Genomic DNA, 15,480 nt, shown 5'->3' with positions numbered 1-15,480 from the left:
TTGGGCCTCTTCTCCCTCCCAGTCGGGAAGGGACCGGAGCCAGCGATGTCGAGGACGGAATTAGGCGATGGCGTTAGCCTTCGCCGAACCCGGTAGGAATAGCGCGACGACCAAAGCCGCCCGCGGCGGGCTTCCGCGCCACGATCGGGTTCGCCCCGCGCTCCAGCAGGTTCAGCGTCTCGACGAACAGCGGCCGCAACCGGACGATATGCTCGAGGGCTTCGTCCGGTGTGTCCTGCATCTCCACGCACTCACGGGCGATAACCTCGATCGCTTCGGCCAGATCCGCCAACGGCTCGGCGCCGAACTGCCGCGCTTCGCCTTTCAGCGTATGTGCCGGAATGACCATCGCCGCCGCGTTCAGCGAGCGCATCGCCGCTTCGATCGCCGCGACCGACTTCACGCCGTCTTCGCGAAAATAGCCGAGGATGCGGACAAATCCCGCACCCAACTCACTGCGCGCCTGCGAAAACGTTGGCCAGTTGATCAAGGTGCTTCCTTCGAACGACACTGTCGCCTTCTCCCGTTGAGCAATAGCGCCATGAAGGTCAGGCCCGTATCTTATCGCACTCAGGTAAATACAATGTTGTCGTACTAGCGACAAGTTATGACATGCGACCGATAAGATCCGTCGGAAATGATTTCTATCGTTGCGTCGGCCGCCACGGCCACGGCCGCCAGTTCGGTCGGCGCTTGCGGATCGTCGGTGAGGATCTCGACGCTTCGTGCTCCGTCGCGGAGCGCGCGTGCCAGCCTCACCGCCGGCCAAGGACAGCGCATGCCCCGGGCGTCGATGCGAACCACGAAGGTCGGTTTTACTTACCGTTGTCGTCGTACGGATTTTTCGGTGCGCGGAACATCAGGCGCACCGGCACCGCCCCGAAACCGAGATCCTTGCGCATCGAGTTGACCAAATACCGTTCATAGCTTGCCGGCAATTGATCAACGCGCGTACCGAAGATGACGAAGCTCGGCGGCCGCGTCTTGACCTGCGTGACGTAGCGCATCTTAATACGCTTGCCGCCCGGTGCTGGGGGTGGCGTCGCCTCGATCGCCCGTTCGAACCAGCGGTTGAGCTCGCCGGTCCCGACTCGCTTCGACCAGGCATCACGGGTGTCGAAACACGCCTGGAGCAACTGGTCGATGCCCTTGCCGGTGGCGCCGGACACGGTCATCACGGTAACACCCTTGACCTGGCTCAGGCCGTCTTCGAGCGCGCGCTTGACGCCGTTGAACAGCGACGACGCGCTCTCGGCAATGTCCCATTTGTTCAGCGCGATGACGAGCGCACGGCCCTCCTGCAGCACCTTGTCGGCGATGCGGAGATCCTGCGCCTCAAGCCCGAGCGTCGCGTCGAGCAGCAGGACAACGACCTCGGCGAAGTCAACCGCGTGAAGCGCGTCCTCGACCGACATCTTCTCCAGCTTGTCCTGTACCTTGGCACGCTTGCGCATGCCGGCGGTGTCGATCAGGCGCACCTTGCGCGCTTCGCCCCCGGTCGGGTGCCAGTCGTAATCGACACTGATCGAGTCGCGTGTAATGCCGGCTTCAGGCCCGGTAATCATGCGATCTTCGCCAAGGATGCGGTTCACCAGCGTCGACTTGCCTGCATTCGGACGGCCGACGATCGCAAGCTTGAGCGGTCCCTCATATTCGTTGTCGGGTTGTTCCTCGGGGACGTCGTCCTTGCCTTCCAGCAGCGGGAGCAAGCCTTCGAACAGATCGCCCATGCCTTCGCCATGCTCGGCCGACAGCTGGACCGGATCGCCAAACCCAAGTGCGAGCGATTCGAGGATGCCGTCTTCACCAGCGCGGCCCTCGGCCTTGTTGGCGACGAGGATGACGGGGACGTCAGCGGTGCGCAGCCAGCGGGCGATCTCCTCGTCTAGCGGCACGATTCCGGCGCGGGCGTCGAACAGGAACAGGGCGACATCGGCTTGCTCGACGGCAGCTTCGGTCTGCTGACGCATCCGGCCGGGCAACGTCTGCGCGTCGTGATCTTCGTAGCCAGCGGTGTCGATGATGCGGAATTCAAGACCAATCAGCGACGCGTCGCCTTCACGGCGATCACGCGTAACGCCGGGCCGATCATCGACCAGCGCGAGCTTCTTGCCGACGAGGCGGTTGAACAGGGTCGACTTGCCGACATTTGGGCGGCCGACGATTGCGACCACGGGGAGTTTGGACATGGCGTGCCCTTAGCGCGTGTGAGGGCAAACGTCACCTAATCCCTATCCATCCAGGGAGGGGGCCAACGCGACTGCAAAAGGAAGCGGACGTCACCGAGGAAACCGCCTCACCCTCACCCTTCCCACAGCTTCGGTATGCCCCCCTCCCCGATAGAGCGGGGCAAGATTACCTATATGCGGTAATCTTGCCCTTCTGGTCGAGCGTGTAGAGCGTCGAATTCGCGACGATCGGGGGTAGCGAGAACGGCGTCTTGGTCTCGATCGTCGAACTGACGCTGCCGTCACTTGGCGAAACGAAGTTGATCTCGCCACGCGAGTTGGTCAACACGAGGCGATTGCCCGCGAGGATCGGACCGAACCACGTGATCGCATTGCTGCGCTTCTTTTCGTTCTGGAACCGCGGCAATTGAGAGATCCAGCGTGCCTTGCCGTTCGATCGCGACAGGCAGACGAGCTTGGCGTCATCGGTCACCACGAACAACCATTCGCCGGCGATCCATGGCGTCGAGATACCGGCAAAATTCTGCTCCCACAGCCGCTGGCCAGTCGCGAGTTCCAACGCGACCATTCGACCACCCTGCCCGACCGCATAGACGCGACCGCCGTCGATCACCGGCGCCGCGTCGATATCCGACAAGCTCGACACCGACGTCGTGATGGACGTACGCGATAGTGCGTCCTGCCAAAGGATACGGCCGTTCTCGTAGCGATAGGCGCTAAGTTCGCCACTGGAGAAGCCCGCCACGACCGTGCCCTGGCTGACCGCAGGAGCCGCAACGCCGAACACACCCTGCGTTTCAAGCGTCCCGGACTGGACCCACTGGACCTTGCCGTCGGTCTGGTTGAGCGAGAACACCTGGTTATCCTGCGTGAGGACATAGACCGCGCCATTGGCGACCGTCGGCGACCCCCGCAACGGTGCGCCAGGCTTGGCTCGCCACAAGATCTTGCCATCCGCCGCGCTCATCGCGACGACATCGCCCACGCCATCAGTGGCGTAGAGCTTGCCGTCGTCATAGCTGACGCCGCCGCCGAAGCGCGCTGCACGGTTGATCTTGCCCTCGGTGATCCCCGCGCTCCACAGCGCCGCCCCGGTATCCGCCTTGAACGCGTGGATAGTCGCCGTCACGTCGGACACGAACAGCATGCCGTCGGCGACGACGGGAGGAGCACCCAGCCGCTGGCGGTTCGAGCCACCGTCGATCGACCCCTGCCATGCGCGCTTGGGCTGCTCGCCAAGTGCGAGTTGGCCCATCGACTTGGCGGGATTGCCGCCGGGCTGCGCCCATGCGTCGTTGACCGCAGGCGCAGGCAGCAGAACCTGGACGTCGGCGATCGTCTTGTCGGTTTCGACCTCGTTCTCGGACACGAGGATGGATACACGGTTACCTACCGTCGGCGTCTTCTTGCCGCCGCCTTTGAAGATACCGCAACCGCTCAAGGCTACCAGCGCGGCGACGGCGACCGTCACCCGATATGTCTTCATCATTGCGCCTTGATATCCTCGTTTGATGCAGCCGTTTTGGTCGTTCCGGCACGCGCGTCGGTATTTGCAACAGCGTCGACACCCAGTACGCCGGCCATCTGAACCGCGCGTTGACGGATCGTCTCGGGCACAGTCGTATCGCGAGCGATCTGGCCGAACAGGGTGCCCGCCTGCTGCCGCTGATTCATGCGGAGATAGGCCACAGCGACCATCTCCCCCGCGCTGCCCAGCCATGCGCCACCCGGCACCGCCAACGGCCGCAACCGCTCGACCACGACCTGTGGTTTCAGCGTATCGAACTCGGCCGAGGTCTGGCGAACCAGTGCGAGATCGCGAAAGGGCTTTGCCAGCGACGTATCCGCAGCAATGGTGCCGAGCTTGGCAGCCGCACCTTTCAGGTCGTCCTTCTGAAGGAGTACGTCGGCCTGCGTGAACTGCGCCAACGCACGGTATCCGTCGCGATCGGACTTGGCGAGTTCTGTCAAGGGTTTGGCGGCAGCGGCTGCGTTGTTCGCACCTAGCGCGTCATAGGCCACCTGAAGCTGCTCACCCTCGACACCTGCGGCTTCGCCGTTGTGATGCTGCCAGTACAAGAAGCCGGCGAGCGCGGCGAGCGCCGCAACGACGCCGACCGCGACCCACAGGCCCCAGGTCGTCCAGAACCCGGCAAGCTTGTCGCGACGCAGTTCTTCGTCGACTTCGCGCAGGAATGCTTGATCGGTTTTCGGCGGGAGGGCCAAGGACAACTCCGAATTAAGTGAGGGTGTGGGCGACGCGAACCTTAGCCGCGCCGCGACCGAAACGGAAGCGGATCAATCCTTGGGCGCGTAGACCTGCTCAGGCCCGGGGAAAATGCGGGCTCGAACGTCATCGGCATAGGCCTGCACAGCCGACGAAATCATGTCGGCACCATCGGCGAACCGCTTCACGAACTTGGCGGTGCGATCGAACATCCCAAGCATGTCTTCGGCGACGAGCACCTGCCCGTCGCACTGCGCGGATGCGCCAATGCCGATCGTCGGACACGCGACGCTCCTGGTGATCTCGATCGCGATCGGCTCGACAACGCCTTCTATCACTAGCGCAAAGGCGCCCGCCTCGGCGATGCTTTGGGCGTCGGCGACGATCTTGGCGGCCTCCTCGGCCGTGCGACCGCGAGCGCCATAGCCGCCGAGCACGTTGACCGCCTGCGGGGTCAGCCCGACATGGCCCATTACCGGGATGCCGCGCTCTGTAAGGAACTTGACGGTGGGCGCCATCGCGGTACCGCCCTCAAGCTTCACGGCCGCCGCTCCGGTCTGTTTCAGCAAATACGCTGCGCTCTCGAACGCTTTTTCGGGCGATGTCTCGTAGCTGCCAAACGGCATGTCGATCACCACGACTGCATGATAACTGCCCCGAACGACTGCCGCGCCATGTGCGGCCATCATCTCGAGCGTTACCGGAACAGTCGACGGCAGTCCGTAGATCACCTGCCCCAGGCTGTCGCCAACCAGCAGCATGTCGCAATGCGGATCGAGCAACTGCGCGTTCCGTACGGTGTAGGCGGTCAGCATCACCAGCGGTGTTGCGCCCTTCTGACGACGGATCACCGGCACGGTAAGGCGCTTGATCGGCGCAGGCGTCGGATTAGCGCGACTCGTCGAAGTGTCGAGCGTGTAGGTCGTGGACATGCTTTGCGTTCTAGCGAGCTTCGATCGGATCGCCCAGCCGCTGAAATGCACATTAAAATCAGGGGAGTCCGACTCTGGACGGCAAACAGCCTGCCTGCCCGAGGGTCCGGACCGGGAAGAGCGGGAGCTTCCGACTGCAACTCTTCCCGGCGTCGCATCAGCGTGTTGCGATACGACGTATTAACCTGCGCTGAGCGCCCACACCCGATCGCCCGCTTAGCAATGCGTGCCAAGGTCACACCTTCGCTACGGCGCGCGACGCGACGGTCAGACCAGACGGCTCTGCTTGACGGCGGCTTCGATAAAGCTTGCGAACAGGGGGTGCGGGTCGAAGGGCTTCGACTTCAGTTCGGGGTGGAACTGGACGCCGACAAACCAGGGATGGTCGGGACGTTCGACGATCTCTGGCAGCGTGCCATCCGGCGACATGCCGGAGAAGACGAGGCCGCCCTGTTCAAGCGCTTCCTTGTACCCGGTATTGACCTCGTAGCGGTGACGGTGGCGCTCCGAAATGTCGGTGCTGCCATAGATCGACGCGACGACGCTGTTGCCGTCGAGCTTCGCGTCATACGCGCCGAGACGCATCGTGCCCCCCATATCGCCCTCGGCCGCACGCGTTTCGAGCCCCTCGCGGCCCATCCATTCGGTGATCATGCCGACCACTGGTTCGTCGGTCGGGCCGAACTCGGTCGACGACGCAGTGGGGACGCCGCCGAGACCGCGGGCGCCCTCGACGCAGGCCATCTGCATGCCGAAGCAGATGCCGAAATACGGGATCTTCCGCTCGCGGGCGAACTTGACCGATGCGATCTTGCCCTCCGCACCGCGCTCACCGAATGCGCCGGGGACGAGGATCGCGTCGCAGGGCTCGAGCTGTCCGGCGATGTCGCTTTCGGCGTTCTCGAACAGTTCGGCGTCGATCCAACGGACGTTGACCTTCACGCGATTCGCGATGCCGCCGTGGACCAAGGCCTCGTTGAGCGACTTGTACGCATCCTGAAGGCCGACATATTTACCGACCACACCAATCGTGACCTCGCCCTGCGGGTTGGTCAGCCGGTCCATAATCTCGGTCCAGCGTGATAAATCAGGCGCTTCGGCGGGTTCGATCCCGAACGCGCGGAGCACTTCGATGTCGAGCCCTTCGCCGTGATACTGGAGCGGCACCGCGTAGATGCTCTTGGCATCGAGTGCGGGAATGACGGCGCTGGCCGGCACGTTGCAGAACAGCGCGATCTTGGCGCGTTCCGACGGCGGCAGCGGATGTTCGCAGCGGCAGACGAGTACGTCCGGCTGCACGCCTAGCGCGGCGAGTTCGCGGACCGAATGCTGGGTCGGCTTTGTCTTCAGCTCACCGGCGGCAGCGATGTACGGCACCAGCGTGACGTGGATGCTGATCGCGTTGCCGCGACCTTCCTCGTTCTTGAGTTGGCGAATCGCCTCGATGAACGGGAGCGATTCGATATCGCCGACGGTGCCGCCGATCTCGCAAAGGATGAAGTCGATACCATCGGTCTCGGCGCGCGCGAACGCCTTGATCGCGTCGGTGACGTGCGGGATGACCTGCACGGTGGCGCCAAGATAGTCGCCACGACGTTCGCGGGTGATGATCTGCTGGTAGATGCGGCCGGACGTGACATTGTCCGACTGGCGCGAGGGAACGCCGGTGAAGCGCTCGTAATGGCCGAGGTCCAGATCGGTCTCCGCGCCGTCGTCGGTGACGTAGACCTCGCCGTGCTGATACGGCGACATCGTGCCGGGATCGACGTTAAGATACGGATCGAACTTCCGAATCCTGACGGTGTACCCGCGTGCCTGGAGGAGAGCGGCAAGCGATGCCGCCATGAGACCTTTACCGAGCGACGAAACCACGCCCCCGGTGATGAAAATGTACCGAGCCATGGGAAGAGTCTCGTAGCGTGTGTTGGGGACGAACGACAAGCGCCCGCGGATCACGCGGGGCGCATTTATCGGCGAATGGAGTGTTTAGCGGGCGAGCGGGACCGCACTGTTGTCGGCGGGAACCGTCGTACCTGCTGGGACGCCGGCGTTTTCTGCGCCACCGGCGAACGGCGCTGCATCGCCCTTGGGCTGCGCGGTCGGAACCGCGGTTGCCGCCGCCGGGGTGCGGGCAAGCGACGTATCGATCGTCGTGGTCCGGTGATTCGCCGCAAGGACCGCGAGCAGGATCGAGAACAGCACGAACATCGTCGCCAAAACGCCGGTCGCGCGGGTCAGGAAATCGGCCGCGCCACGTGCTGACATCAGGCCCGAGGGACTGCCGCCCATGCCCAGACCGCCACCTTCCGAGCGCTGCATGAGGATCACCGTGACGAGGGCGGCCGCGATGATCGCGTGGATGACGAGCAGAAAGGCGAACATTGCGCGGAAAACCCCGGAACTTTTGCGAAGGCGCGCACATAGGCGACGTCGCGGTTTCGATCAACCGCAACACGGGCTCCGCATATCGCAAGGCAATCGCATAAGGACGGAAACATGGCGTCCGGGCAGCGTTATGAACCCGTAATGACGCTCATGACTGGGTATCGTGCATATAAATTCAGATGGCGGATCAACGCTGTGGCATCAATGGCAGCCAATACCTTATCGACTTGGATGACCGCTCTGGTGGATTATGTCCGCTCGGGCGAGCCCGATCTGACCAATCGTCAGATGGCATTGCTCTTGCTCGTTTACCTCAAACCGGGGCCGCATACGGTGCGCGGCCTTGCTCGTGCCCTGAACGTATCGAAGCCCGTCGTCACGCGCGCCTTGAACAGATTGGGTGCCCTCGGCTATCTGCGCCGGCAACGCGACGACAGCGACAAGCGCAACATCTTCGTCGCGCGCACGACCGAAGGGGCAGATTTTCTTGAAGAGTTCGGGCAATTCATCGGCGACGGCGACGTTCCCGCCGGCTCAAACGGCCGTACCCCCGCTCACGCTTGAGCCTTTTGGCGACCAGGCCCGTACGAGCTTTTCGCTAACGGGCCGCTCGGTCGACCTTGATCCGCGCACGCACGCGGTTCGCCGCGATATCGCCGACATTCGCCTCGCCAAATACGTATTCGCTCCACACTACGCCGTGCCGATGATACGGCCCGTCGCGCGCACAGCTTTATTGCGCAGCGGACGAGACGAGGCGAGCGATACGATGGTCGACCTTAAGCCCGGCGACAGTTTCGAAGTGCTGGAAATTGCCGGCGTTTCCGCATGGGGCGTTGCGCGCCCGAGCGGGCTAGTCGGGTATGTCGAAGCAGCGGCGCTTGATCTCTCCGTGACGGACGCAGCATGACCACGGTCTTCATCGATGGCGCAGTCGGCACCACTGGCCTGGAGATCCGCGAGCGGCTTGCCGGGCGGACCGACGTCACGCTGGCGTTTCTCTCCGAGGATCGTCGCAAGGACCCGGCAGCACGGCGCGAGGCGCTCAACGATGCCGATTTCGTCATCCTCTGCCTACCGGACGATGCGTCGCGCGAAGCCGTCACGCTGATCGACAATGCGCGCACCCGCGTCATCGACGCATCGAGTGCACACCGGGTCGCTGCGGGCTGGACCTACGGCTTCCCCGAGTTGCCGGGCCAGACGGAGAAAGTCGCGACCGCGATGCGTGTGTCGAACCCAGGCTGCTACCCCACTGGCTTCCTCGCGCTCGTCGCGCCTCTAGTCGCTGCCGGTATCGTCCCCGCCGACCTTCCACTGAGCGTCAACGCGACCTCTGGTTACTCGGGCGGTGGCAAGGCAATGATCGCGGCGTTCGAGAATGGCGAGCCCGCGACGGCCTTCCGCGCCTACGCGCTAGGCCTCGCGCACAAGCATATTGCCGAGATGACGCAGCATGCGAGCCTCAAGCATGCGCCGATCTTCGCGCCTGCCGTCGCAAACACCTATCGCGGCATGGTCGTCGAAGTGCCGTTGCACCTCCACGCCCTGCCCGGCCGCCCGACGCTCGCGGCGATCGAAGACGAGTTGCGCACCGCGTTCGATGGCTCGAAGCTCGTCTCGGTTGCCCCCGGCGATATCGGATCGGTCGATATCGAGGAGAATGCACGGACTGATCGGCTGACGCTGAGGGTCTGCGGCAACGACGAGGTCGGCCATGCACGGCTGGTCGCGACGCTCGACAATCTGGGCAAGGGCGCCGGCGGCGCTGCGGTCCAGAACCTCAACATCATGGCCGGGGTCGATCCCATGGCCGGCCTCGTTTTCTAGGACCGGCGTTTTCCGCCGGGTCCATCGCCAAATCCAGGAGCTTACATGCACCGTAATCCCGTAGCCAAGCTGCTCCTGTTCGGCGCGACCGGCGATCTCGCGCAGCGCATGCTGCTGCCGTCGCTCTATGGCCTGCACGCCGACGGGTTGCTGCCCGAGGAACTGACGATCACCGGTGCCGCGCGTCACGAGTATGACGACAAGGATTACCGCAAGTTCGCCAAGAAGGCGCTCGACGAGTTCCTGCCCGAGGATCGCAAGGACGAAAGCGCGATTGGGACATTCCTAGACCGGATCTTCTACCAGCCGACCGACCTGTCCGATCCGGCGAGCTTCCAGCCGCTGGCGGACAAGATCGGCGATATCTCGGGTGGTTTGGCGATCTATCTCTCGACCGCGCCATCGTTGTTCGAAGCGGCGATCGAGGGGCTGCACAAGGTCGGGCTGGCCGGCGAGACGGTTCGTGTAGGGCTCGAAAAGCCGCTCGGTTACGATCTGGAGACGAGCCGCGAGATCAACGATTCGGTGGCGAAGGCCTTCCCGGAAGACCGGACCTACCGGATCGATCATTACCTCGGCAAGGAAACCGTCCAGAACATCCTCGCGCTGCGCTTCGGCAACTCGTTCTTCGAGCCGGTGTGGAACGCGCAGGGGATCGACAACGTCCAGATCACGATCTCCGAAACCGTCGGGCTCGAAGAGCGCGCGGGCTATTACGAGACCGCAGGTGCGCTCCGTGACATGGTCGCCAACCACATGCTGCAGCTTCTCGCGCTGATCGCGATGGAGCCGCCCGCGCGCTTCGAAGGCACCGACGTTCGCGACGAGAAGTCGAAGGTGTTCCGCTCGCTGCGGATGATCAAGCCCGAGGAAGTGCCGAACGTCACGGTTACCGGCCAATATGCCGAGGGCGCGGTGAAGGGGAAGTTCGTCAAGAGCTACTCCGACGAACTGGGCCAACCGTCGACGACCGAGACCTTCGTCGCGATCAAGGCGCATGTCGATAACTGGCGCTGGCAGGGCGTGCCGTTCTACCTGCGCACCGGCAAGCGCATGGCGACCCGCCGCAGCGAGATCGCGATCCAGTTCAAGGCGGTTCCGCACTCTATGTTCGCCGGGCGTGGCGGGTTGCTCCAGCCCAACATGCTGATCATCCGCCTGCAGCCGGAGGAATATATCCAGCTGCTGGTCATGGCGAAGGAGCCGGGGCTCGACCGCGAAGGCGTTCGCCTGCGTGAAGTGCCGCTGAACCTCAGCATGGATGCCGAATTCGCCGGCTCGCGTCGTCGGATCGCGTACGAGCGCCTGTTGCTCGATCTGATCGAGGGCGACCAGACCCTGTTTGTACGACGTGACGAGGTCGAGGCGCAATGGACCTGGATCGACGCGATCCGCGAGGGCTGGAAGGCCAACGCGATGAAGCCCAAGAGCTATGCCTCGGGTAGCTGGGGTCCATCTGCCGCGATCGCGCTGACCGAGCGCGACGGCGTGACCTGGCAGGACGACTGAGTTTTCGGGAGGGAGCACCCTCCCCAAGGTTTTCAAGGAAAGATCGAATGACCGAAATCGAATGGTGGGAATATGACGACGCGGGCGAGCTCGCCAACGCGGTCGCTGGCGATATCCAGTTCGTCATCGAGAGCGCACTCGACGCGCGCGGCTCGGCGGTGATCGCGCTGGCGGGCGGCAAGACGCCGTTCGCCGCGTATGAGAAGCTCGCCCAGGCGAAGCTCGATTGGAAGAAGGTCACGATCATCCCCGGCGACGAGCGGATCGTGAAGCTTGGCGATCCATTGTCGAACGTCACCGCGCTGGCGAAGATCTTCCTCCCCAAGGGCGCGCGCGTGAAGCCGATCGTTCCCGAGGCGATGTCGGACTACAAGGCCGCCGGCCGTTCGGCGGATGCGCTGATGCAGGACCTGCACTGGCCGCTCGACTTCTGCCTGCTCGGCATGGGCGGCGACGGGCATACCGCGTCGATCTTCCCCGGCCCGGATTACGACGAGGCATTAAGCGGTCCGAAGGAACGCCGTGCGCTCGGCGTGATGCCCGATCCGCTGCCGCCCGAAGCCCCGCTGGCACGCGTGACGTTGTCGGCTGCCGCGATCGCATCGTCGAAGGCGCTGATGATCATGATTACCGGCGACGCGAAGAAGAAGGTGCTGGAGCAGGCAATCGAACAGGGGCCGTCCTCGGCATACCCGATCGGCCGCGTGCTGGCCGAGGTCGAGCTGCCGGTCGACGTGCACTGGGCACCGTGACGATGCTCAACGCCGTCGTCTCCGCGGTCACCGACCGGATCATCGAACGCTCGCGCGACAGCCGCGCCGCCTATCTCGCGCTGATCGAGCGCGAGGCGGCGGCGCAGGTCCGGCGTCCGGGCCTGGGCTGCGCGAACCTCGCGCACGCCTATGCCGGGACCGAGGAGGACCGCGACGCGATGAAGGCCGATGCCGGCATGAACATCGGCATCGTCACCGCCTATAACGACATGCTCTCCGCGCACGCCGTCTACTACCGCTACCCCGAACTGATGAAGGTATGGGCGCGCGAAGTCGGCGCAACCGCGCAGGTTGCGGGCGGCGTGCCGGCGATGTGCGACGGTGTGACGCAGGGCTATCCGGGGATGGAGCTGTCGCTGTTCAGCCGCGACACGATCGCGTTGAGCACCGCGATTGCGCTGTCCCACGGGACGTTCGAGGGCGCGGCGCTGCTCGGCATCTGCGACAAGATCGTCCCCGGGCTGCTGCTGGGTGCGCTCCGTTTCGGGCATCTGCCGATGGTACTGATCCCCGGCGGGCCGATGCCGACCGGCTTGCCCAACAAGGCGAAGGCCGCGGTTCGCGAGAAATTCGCGGAAGGGCTGGTCGGCCGCGACGAACTGCTCGAGGCCGAGATCGGCGCGTATCATTCGAAGGGCACGTGCACCTTCTACGGTACGGCGAACACCAATCAGATGATGATGGAGGTCATGGGCCTCCACATGCCGGGCGCGGCGTTCGTCAATCCGGGCACCAAGCTGCGCCAGGAACTGACGCGTGCGGCGGTCCACCGGCTGGCGAAGATCGGCGCACGCGGCGACGATTACCGACCGCTCGGCCACTGCGTCGACGAGAAGGCGATCGTGAATGCCGCGGTCGGCCTGCTCGCGACCGGCGGCTCGACCAACCACCTGCTCCATGTCCCGGCGATCGCGCGTGCGGCCGGGATCATCATCGACTGGGAGGATTTCGACCGCCTCTCCTGCGCGGTACCGCTGATCGCGCGCGTCTATCCCAATGGCTCGGCGGACGTGAACGCGTTCGAGGCGGCGGGCGGCATGCCCTATGTGATCCGCGAACTGCTCGGCGAAGGCCTGTTGCACGGCGATATCATGACGATCGGCGGCGACGACCTGTCGGCATACGCGAAGACTGCGGTCGTCGAGGGCGACACGCTCGCCTGGCGCGATACGCCCGACAGTGGCGACGAGACGATCCTGCGCCCTGCCACCGCGCCGTTCTCTCCCGATGGCGGGATGCGGATACTCGCGGGCAACATCGGCCGTGCGTGCATCAAGGTGTCCGCAGTCGAGCGCGAGCGCTGGATCGTCGAGGCGCCCGCGATGGTGTTCGACGACCAGCTCGACGTGATCGAGGCGTTCAAGCGCGGCGAGCTGGAGAAGGACGTCGTCGTCGTCGTCCGCTTCCAGGGGCCGCGCGCGAACGGGATGCCGGAGCTGCACAAGCTGACGCCGCCGCTCGGGGTGTTGCAGAACCGCGGGTTCAAGGTGGCGCTGGTCACCGACGGCCGCATGTCCGGCGCGAGCGGGAAAGTGCCGTGCGCGATCCATTGCTCGCCGGAAGCGCTGCTCGATGGCGCGATCGGCTTGATCCGCGATGGCGACATGATCCGCGTGGATGCGGTCAACGGCACGCTGGAGGCGCTGGTCGATGCGGACGTATGGGCCACGCGCCAGATGGAGGCGACACCGCCGCCGGTGAGCGGCATGGGCCGCGAGCTGTTCGGGATGTTCCGCGGGCTGGCCGACGAAGCCGAGAAGGGTGCGTCAGCAATGCTGGCTGGGGCTGGGCTTTAAAACGCATCTCACACGCCACCGTCGTCTTGGCCACACCCCCGTCATCCCGGCGAAAGCCGGGACCTCGCTCGACAGGGACGGACTATACGGCTTGAGATCCCAGCTTTCGCTGGGATGGCGGGGGTGGCGGTAATGATAAAATCGGACGGAGGATGACATGGAAATCGTAGCGGCAGATATCGGCGGGACGCACGCCCGCTTCGCGATCGCTGAGGTCGAGAACGGCCGCGTCGTGTCACTCGGCGAACCTGCGACGTTGAAGACCGCCGACCACGCGTCGCTGCAGACCGCGTACCAGGCGTTCGAGGCCGGGCTCGGTCGCCCCCTCCCCCGCGCGCTGGGGATCGCGGTCGCGTCGCCGGTCGCCAACGACGTGATCCGCCTCACCAACAACCCGTGGATCATCCGCAAGTCGCTGATCACCGAACGGCTGAAGGCGGACCAGTGGGTGGTCGTCAACGATTTCGGCGCAGTCGGCCATGCCGTCGCGCAGGTGCCGAGCAGCGACTTCATCCACCTCTGCGGCCCCGATACGCCGCTTCCTTCCGAAGGCATCACGACGATATGCGGCCCCGGTACCGGGCTCGGCGTCGCACAGCTTCTTCGCCGGAAGACCGGCTATCAGGTTCTCGAAACCGAGGGCGGGCACATGGACTTCGCCCCGCTCGACGGGATCGAGGACGCGTTGCTCAAGCGCCTGCGCAAGACGTTCACGCGTGTCTCGGCCGAGCGTGTCGTCGCCGGCCCCGGCATCGTCGCGATCTACGAAACGCTCGCCGCGCTGGAGGGCCGCGCGGTGCCGAGCCATGACGACAAGACGATCTGGACCGAGGCCATCGACGGCACCGATTCGATCGCGCTCGCCGCCCTCGACCGGTTCTGCCTCGCACTCGGCGCGGTCGCGGGCGATCTCGCGCTTGCACAGGGCGCCAAGGCGGTCGTGATCGCGGGGGGACTCGGCTTCCGTATCAAGGACCGCTTAATTCGCTCGGGCTTCGACCAGCGCTTCGTCTCCAAGGGTCGCTTCCAGGGCATGATGGCGGCGATGCCCGTCAAGCTCATCACCCATCCCCAGCCCGGCCTGTTCGGCGCCGCGGCGGCCTTCGCACAGGAACATACCCAATGACCGTCACAATCGCAGATATCATGCAGACCAGCGCCGTCATCCCGGTGCTGGTCATCGAGGACGCGGCGCTCGCCCGTCCGCTTGCCGAGGCGCTCGTCGCGGGCGGCCTGCGCGTGCTTGAAGTGACGCTGCGCACTGGCGCGGCACTCGAAGCCATCGCCGAGATGAAGAAAGTGCCGGGCGCGATCGTCGGGGCGGGCACCGTGGTGAACACGCAGCAGTTTGCGCAGGTCCGCGATGCGGGCGCAGAGTTCATCGTCTCGCCGGGGCTGACCGAACGCCTTGCCACACCGATCATCGAGAGCGGCATTCCGTTCCTGCCGGGGATCGCCAATGCGGCGGACATCATGACCGGGCTCGACCTCGGCCTGACGCACTTCAAGTTCTTCCCGGCCGAGGCGAATGGCGGGTTGAAGGCGCTCAAGGCATTGGCTGCGCCGTTCTATCAATGCAGCTTCTGCCCGACCGGCGGGATCACCGAGGCGAGTGCGCCCGAATGGCTGGCATTCAAACCGGTGCTCTGTGTTGGCGGGAGCTGGGTGACCGGCGGGACGATGGCCGAGATCGAGATCAAGGCGCGCGCGGCTAACGCGCTGCGGGGGTGACGCGGAGCGGACGGCCCACAGGTTAGGCGGCCCGTTCCACCTACGCCGTCATGCCGGGCTTGTTCCGGCATCCACGGTGCCGCAAGATCGATAGACTTGGTTGTGCGG

16 protein-coding genes are annotated in these 15,480 nt (G+C 64.7%); 8 read left to right on the top strand and 8 right to left on the bottom strand.

Annotation, left to right across the window (positions count from 1 at the left end; genetic code table 11):
• Positions 1–73: 73 nt before the first annotated feature.
• The 8 genes from U1707_RS16115 to secG form a co-directional block, all read right to left on the bottom strand.
• Positions 74–511, bottom strand: coding sequence for an Hpt domain-containing protein (locus tag U1707_RS16115; RefSeq protein ID WP_332801083.1), 438 nt, complete (start codon positions 509–511; stop codon positions 74–76).
• 83 nt (positions 512–594) lie between these two features.
• Complete coding sequence (locus U1707_RS16110; RefSeq protein ID WP_332801082.1) at positions 595–804, bottom strand: sulfurtransferase TusA family protein; 210 nt, start codon at positions 802–804, stop codon at positions 595–597.
• 11 nt (positions 805–815) lie between these two features.
• The gene (der, locus tag U1707_RS16105) at positions 816–2,189 is read right to left on the bottom strand and encodes a ribosome biogenesis GTPase Der (RefSeq protein ID WP_332801081.1); all 1,374 of its coding nucleotides are present in this window, start codon (positions 2,187–2,189) and stop codon (positions 816–818) included.
• Positions 2,190–2,355: 166 nt separating this feature from the next.
• Positions 2,356–3,678 carry an outer membrane protein assembly factor BamB family protein gene (locus U1707_RS16100; RefSeq protein WP_332801080.1) on the bottom strand — a complete coding sequence of 441 codons (1,323 nt, stop codon included), beginning with the start codon at positions 3,676–3,678 and terminating at the stop codon, positions 2,356–2,358.
• Positions 3,675–4,415 (bottom strand): tetratricopeptide repeat protein, encoded by a 741-nt coding sequence (locus U1707_RS16095; protein WP_332801079.1) that lies wholly within the window; start codon positions 4,413–4,415, stop codon positions 3,675–3,677. Before U1707_RS16095 ends, U1707_RS16100 begins: the two co-directional genes overlap by 4 nt.
• A gap of 72 nt (positions 4,416–4,487) precedes the next feature.
• Entirely contained in the window at positions 4,488–5,348 is an 861-nt protein-coding gene (gene panB, locus U1707_RS16090; RefSeq protein ID WP_332801078.1) for a 3-methyl-2-oxobutanoate hydroxymethyltransferase, read from the bottom strand.
• A gap of 267 nt (positions 5,349–5,615) precedes the next feature.
• Positions 5,616–7,250 carry a CTP synthase gene (gene pyrG / locus U1707_RS16085; RefSeq protein ID WP_332801077.1) on the bottom strand — a complete coding sequence of 545 codons (1,635 nt, stop codon included), beginning with the start codon at positions 7,248–7,250 and terminating at the stop codon, positions 5,616–5,618.
• 84 nt (positions 7,251–7,334) lie between these two features.
• The gene (secG, locus tag U1707_RS16080; RefSeq protein ID WP_332801076.1) at positions 7,335–7,730 is read right to left on the bottom strand and encodes a preprotein translocase subunit SecG; all 396 of its coding nucleotides are present in this window, start codon (positions 7,728–7,730) and stop codon (positions 7,335–7,337) included.
• 234 nt (positions 7,731–7,964) lie between these two features.
• Between secG and U1707_RS16075 the strand changes: the two genes are divergently transcribed.
• The 8 genes from U1707_RS16075 to eda all read left to right on the top strand — a co-directional run bounded on the left by U1707_RS16075 (position 7,965) and on the right by eda (position 15,372).
• Positions 7,965–8,297, top strand: a complete 333-nt coding sequence (locus U1707_RS16075) for a MarR family transcriptional regulator (RefSeq protein ID WP_332801241.1) — start codon at positions 7,965–7,967, stop codon at positions 8,295–8,297.
• A gap of 142 nt (positions 8,298–8,439) precedes the next feature.
• Positions 8,440–8,643 carry a hypothetical protein gene (locus U1707_RS16070; RefSeq protein ID WP_332801075.1) on the top strand — a complete coding sequence of 68 codons (204 nt, stop codon included), beginning with the start codon at positions 8,440–8,442 and terminating at the stop codon, positions 8,641–8,643.
• Positions 8,640–9,563, top strand: a complete 924-nt coding sequence (argC, locus tag U1707_RS16065; protein WP_332801074.1) for an N-acetyl-gamma-glutamyl-phosphate reductase — start codon at positions 8,640–8,642, stop codon at positions 9,561–9,563. Before U1707_RS16070 ends, argC begins: the two co-directional genes overlap by 4 nt.
• 45 nt (positions 9,564–9,608) lie before the next feature.
• Complete coding sequence (gene zwf, locus U1707_RS16060) at positions 9,609–11,072, top strand: glucose-6-phosphate dehydrogenase (protein WP_332801073.1); 1,464 nt, start codon at positions 9,609–9,611, stop codon at positions 11,070–11,072.
• A gap of 47 nt (positions 11,073–11,119) precedes the next feature.
• On the top strand, positions 11,120–11,824 hold the full coding sequence (gene pgl, locus U1707_RS16055) for a 6-phosphogluconolactonase (RefSeq protein ID WP_332801072.1): 705 nt from the start codon (positions 11,120–11,122) through the stop codon (positions 11,822–11,824).
• Between the two features lie 2 nt (positions 11,825–11,826).
• The gene (gene edd, locus U1707_RS16050; protein WP_332801071.1) at positions 11,827–13,641 is read left to right on the top strand and encodes a phosphogluconate dehydratase; all 1,815 of its coding nucleotides are present in this window, start codon (positions 11,827–11,829) and stop codon (positions 13,639–13,641) included.
• 157 nt (positions 13,642–13,798) lie between these two features.
• A complete protein-coding gene (glk, locus tag U1707_RS16045; protein ID WP_332801070.1) occupies positions 13,799–14,767 on the top strand; it encodes a glucokinase in 969 nt (322 codons plus the stop codon).
• Positions 14,764–15,372, top strand: a complete 609-nt coding sequence (gene eda / locus U1707_RS16040) for a bifunctional 4-hydroxy-2-oxoglutarate aldolase/2-dehydro-3-deoxy-phosphogluconate aldolase (RefSeq protein ID WP_060526944.1) — start codon at positions 14,764–14,766, stop codon at positions 15,370–15,372. The genes glk and eda overlap by 4 nt, the downstream gene beginning before the upstream one ends.
• Positions 15,373–15,480: the final 108 nt, after the last annotated feature.

Source organism: Sphingomonas sandaracina, from assembly GCF_036663695.1.
Lineage (GTDB): Bacteria > Pseudomonadota > Alphaproteobacteria > Sphingomonadales > Sphingomonadaceae > Sphingomonas.
Note: the sequence above shows the minus strand (reverse complement) of the source record. Positions and strands in the feature narration are given on the sequence as shown.

What these genes read in the sequence shown, in the direction of transcription:
- der (WP_332801081.1), bottom strand. Translation starts at nt 2,189, where the DNA reads ATGTCCAAACTCCCCGTGGTCGCAATCGTCGGCCGCCCAAATGTCGGC.
- U1707_RS16100 (WP_332801080.1), bottom strand. Translation starts at nt 3,678, where the DNA reads ATGATGAAGACATATCGGGTGACGGTCGCCGTCGCCGCGCTGGTAGCC.
- panB (WP_332801078.1), bottom strand. Translation starts at nt 5,348, where the DNA reads ATGTCCACGACCTACACGCTCGACACTTCGACGAGTCGCGCTAATCCG.
- pyrG (WP_332801077.1), bottom strand. Translation starts at nt 7,250, where the DNA reads ATGGCTCGGTACATTTTCATCACCGGGGGCGTGGTTTCGTCGCTCGGT.
- secG (WP_332801076.1), bottom strand. Translation starts at nt 7,730, where the DNA reads ATGTTCGCCTTTCTGCTCGTCATCCACGCGATCATCGCGGCCGCCCTC.
- U1707_RS16075 (WP_332801241.1), top strand. Translation starts at nt 7,965, where the DNA reads ATGACCGCTCTGGTGGATTATGTCCGCTCGGGCGAGCCCGATCTGACC.
- U1707_RS16070 (WP_332801075.1), top strand. Translation starts at nt 8,440, where the DNA reads ATGATACGGCCCGTCGCGCGCACAGCTTTATTGCGCAGCGGACGAGAC.
- argC (WP_332801074.1), top strand. Translation starts at nt 8,640, where the DNA reads ATGACCACGGTCTTCATCGATGGCGCAGTCGGCACCACTGGCCTGGAG.
- zwf (WP_332801073.1), top strand. Translation starts at nt 9,609, where the DNA reads ATGCACCGTAATCCCGTAGCCAAGCTGCTCCTGTTCGGCGCGACCGGC.
- pgl (WP_332801072.1), top strand. Translation starts at nt 11,120, where the DNA reads ATGACCGAAATCGAATGGTGGGAATATGACGACGCGGGCGAGCTCGCC.
- edd (WP_332801071.1), top strand. Translation starts at nt 11,827, where the DNA reads ATGCTCAACGCCGTCGTCTCCGCGGTCACCGACCGGATCATCGAACGC.
- glk (WP_332801070.1), top strand. Translation starts at nt 13,799, where the DNA reads ATGGAAATCGTAGCGGCAGATATCGGCGGGACGCACGCCCGCTTCGCG.
- eda (WP_060526944.1), top strand. Translation starts at nt 14,764, where the DNA reads ATGACCGTCACAATCGCAGATATCATGCAGACCAGCGCCGTCATCCCG.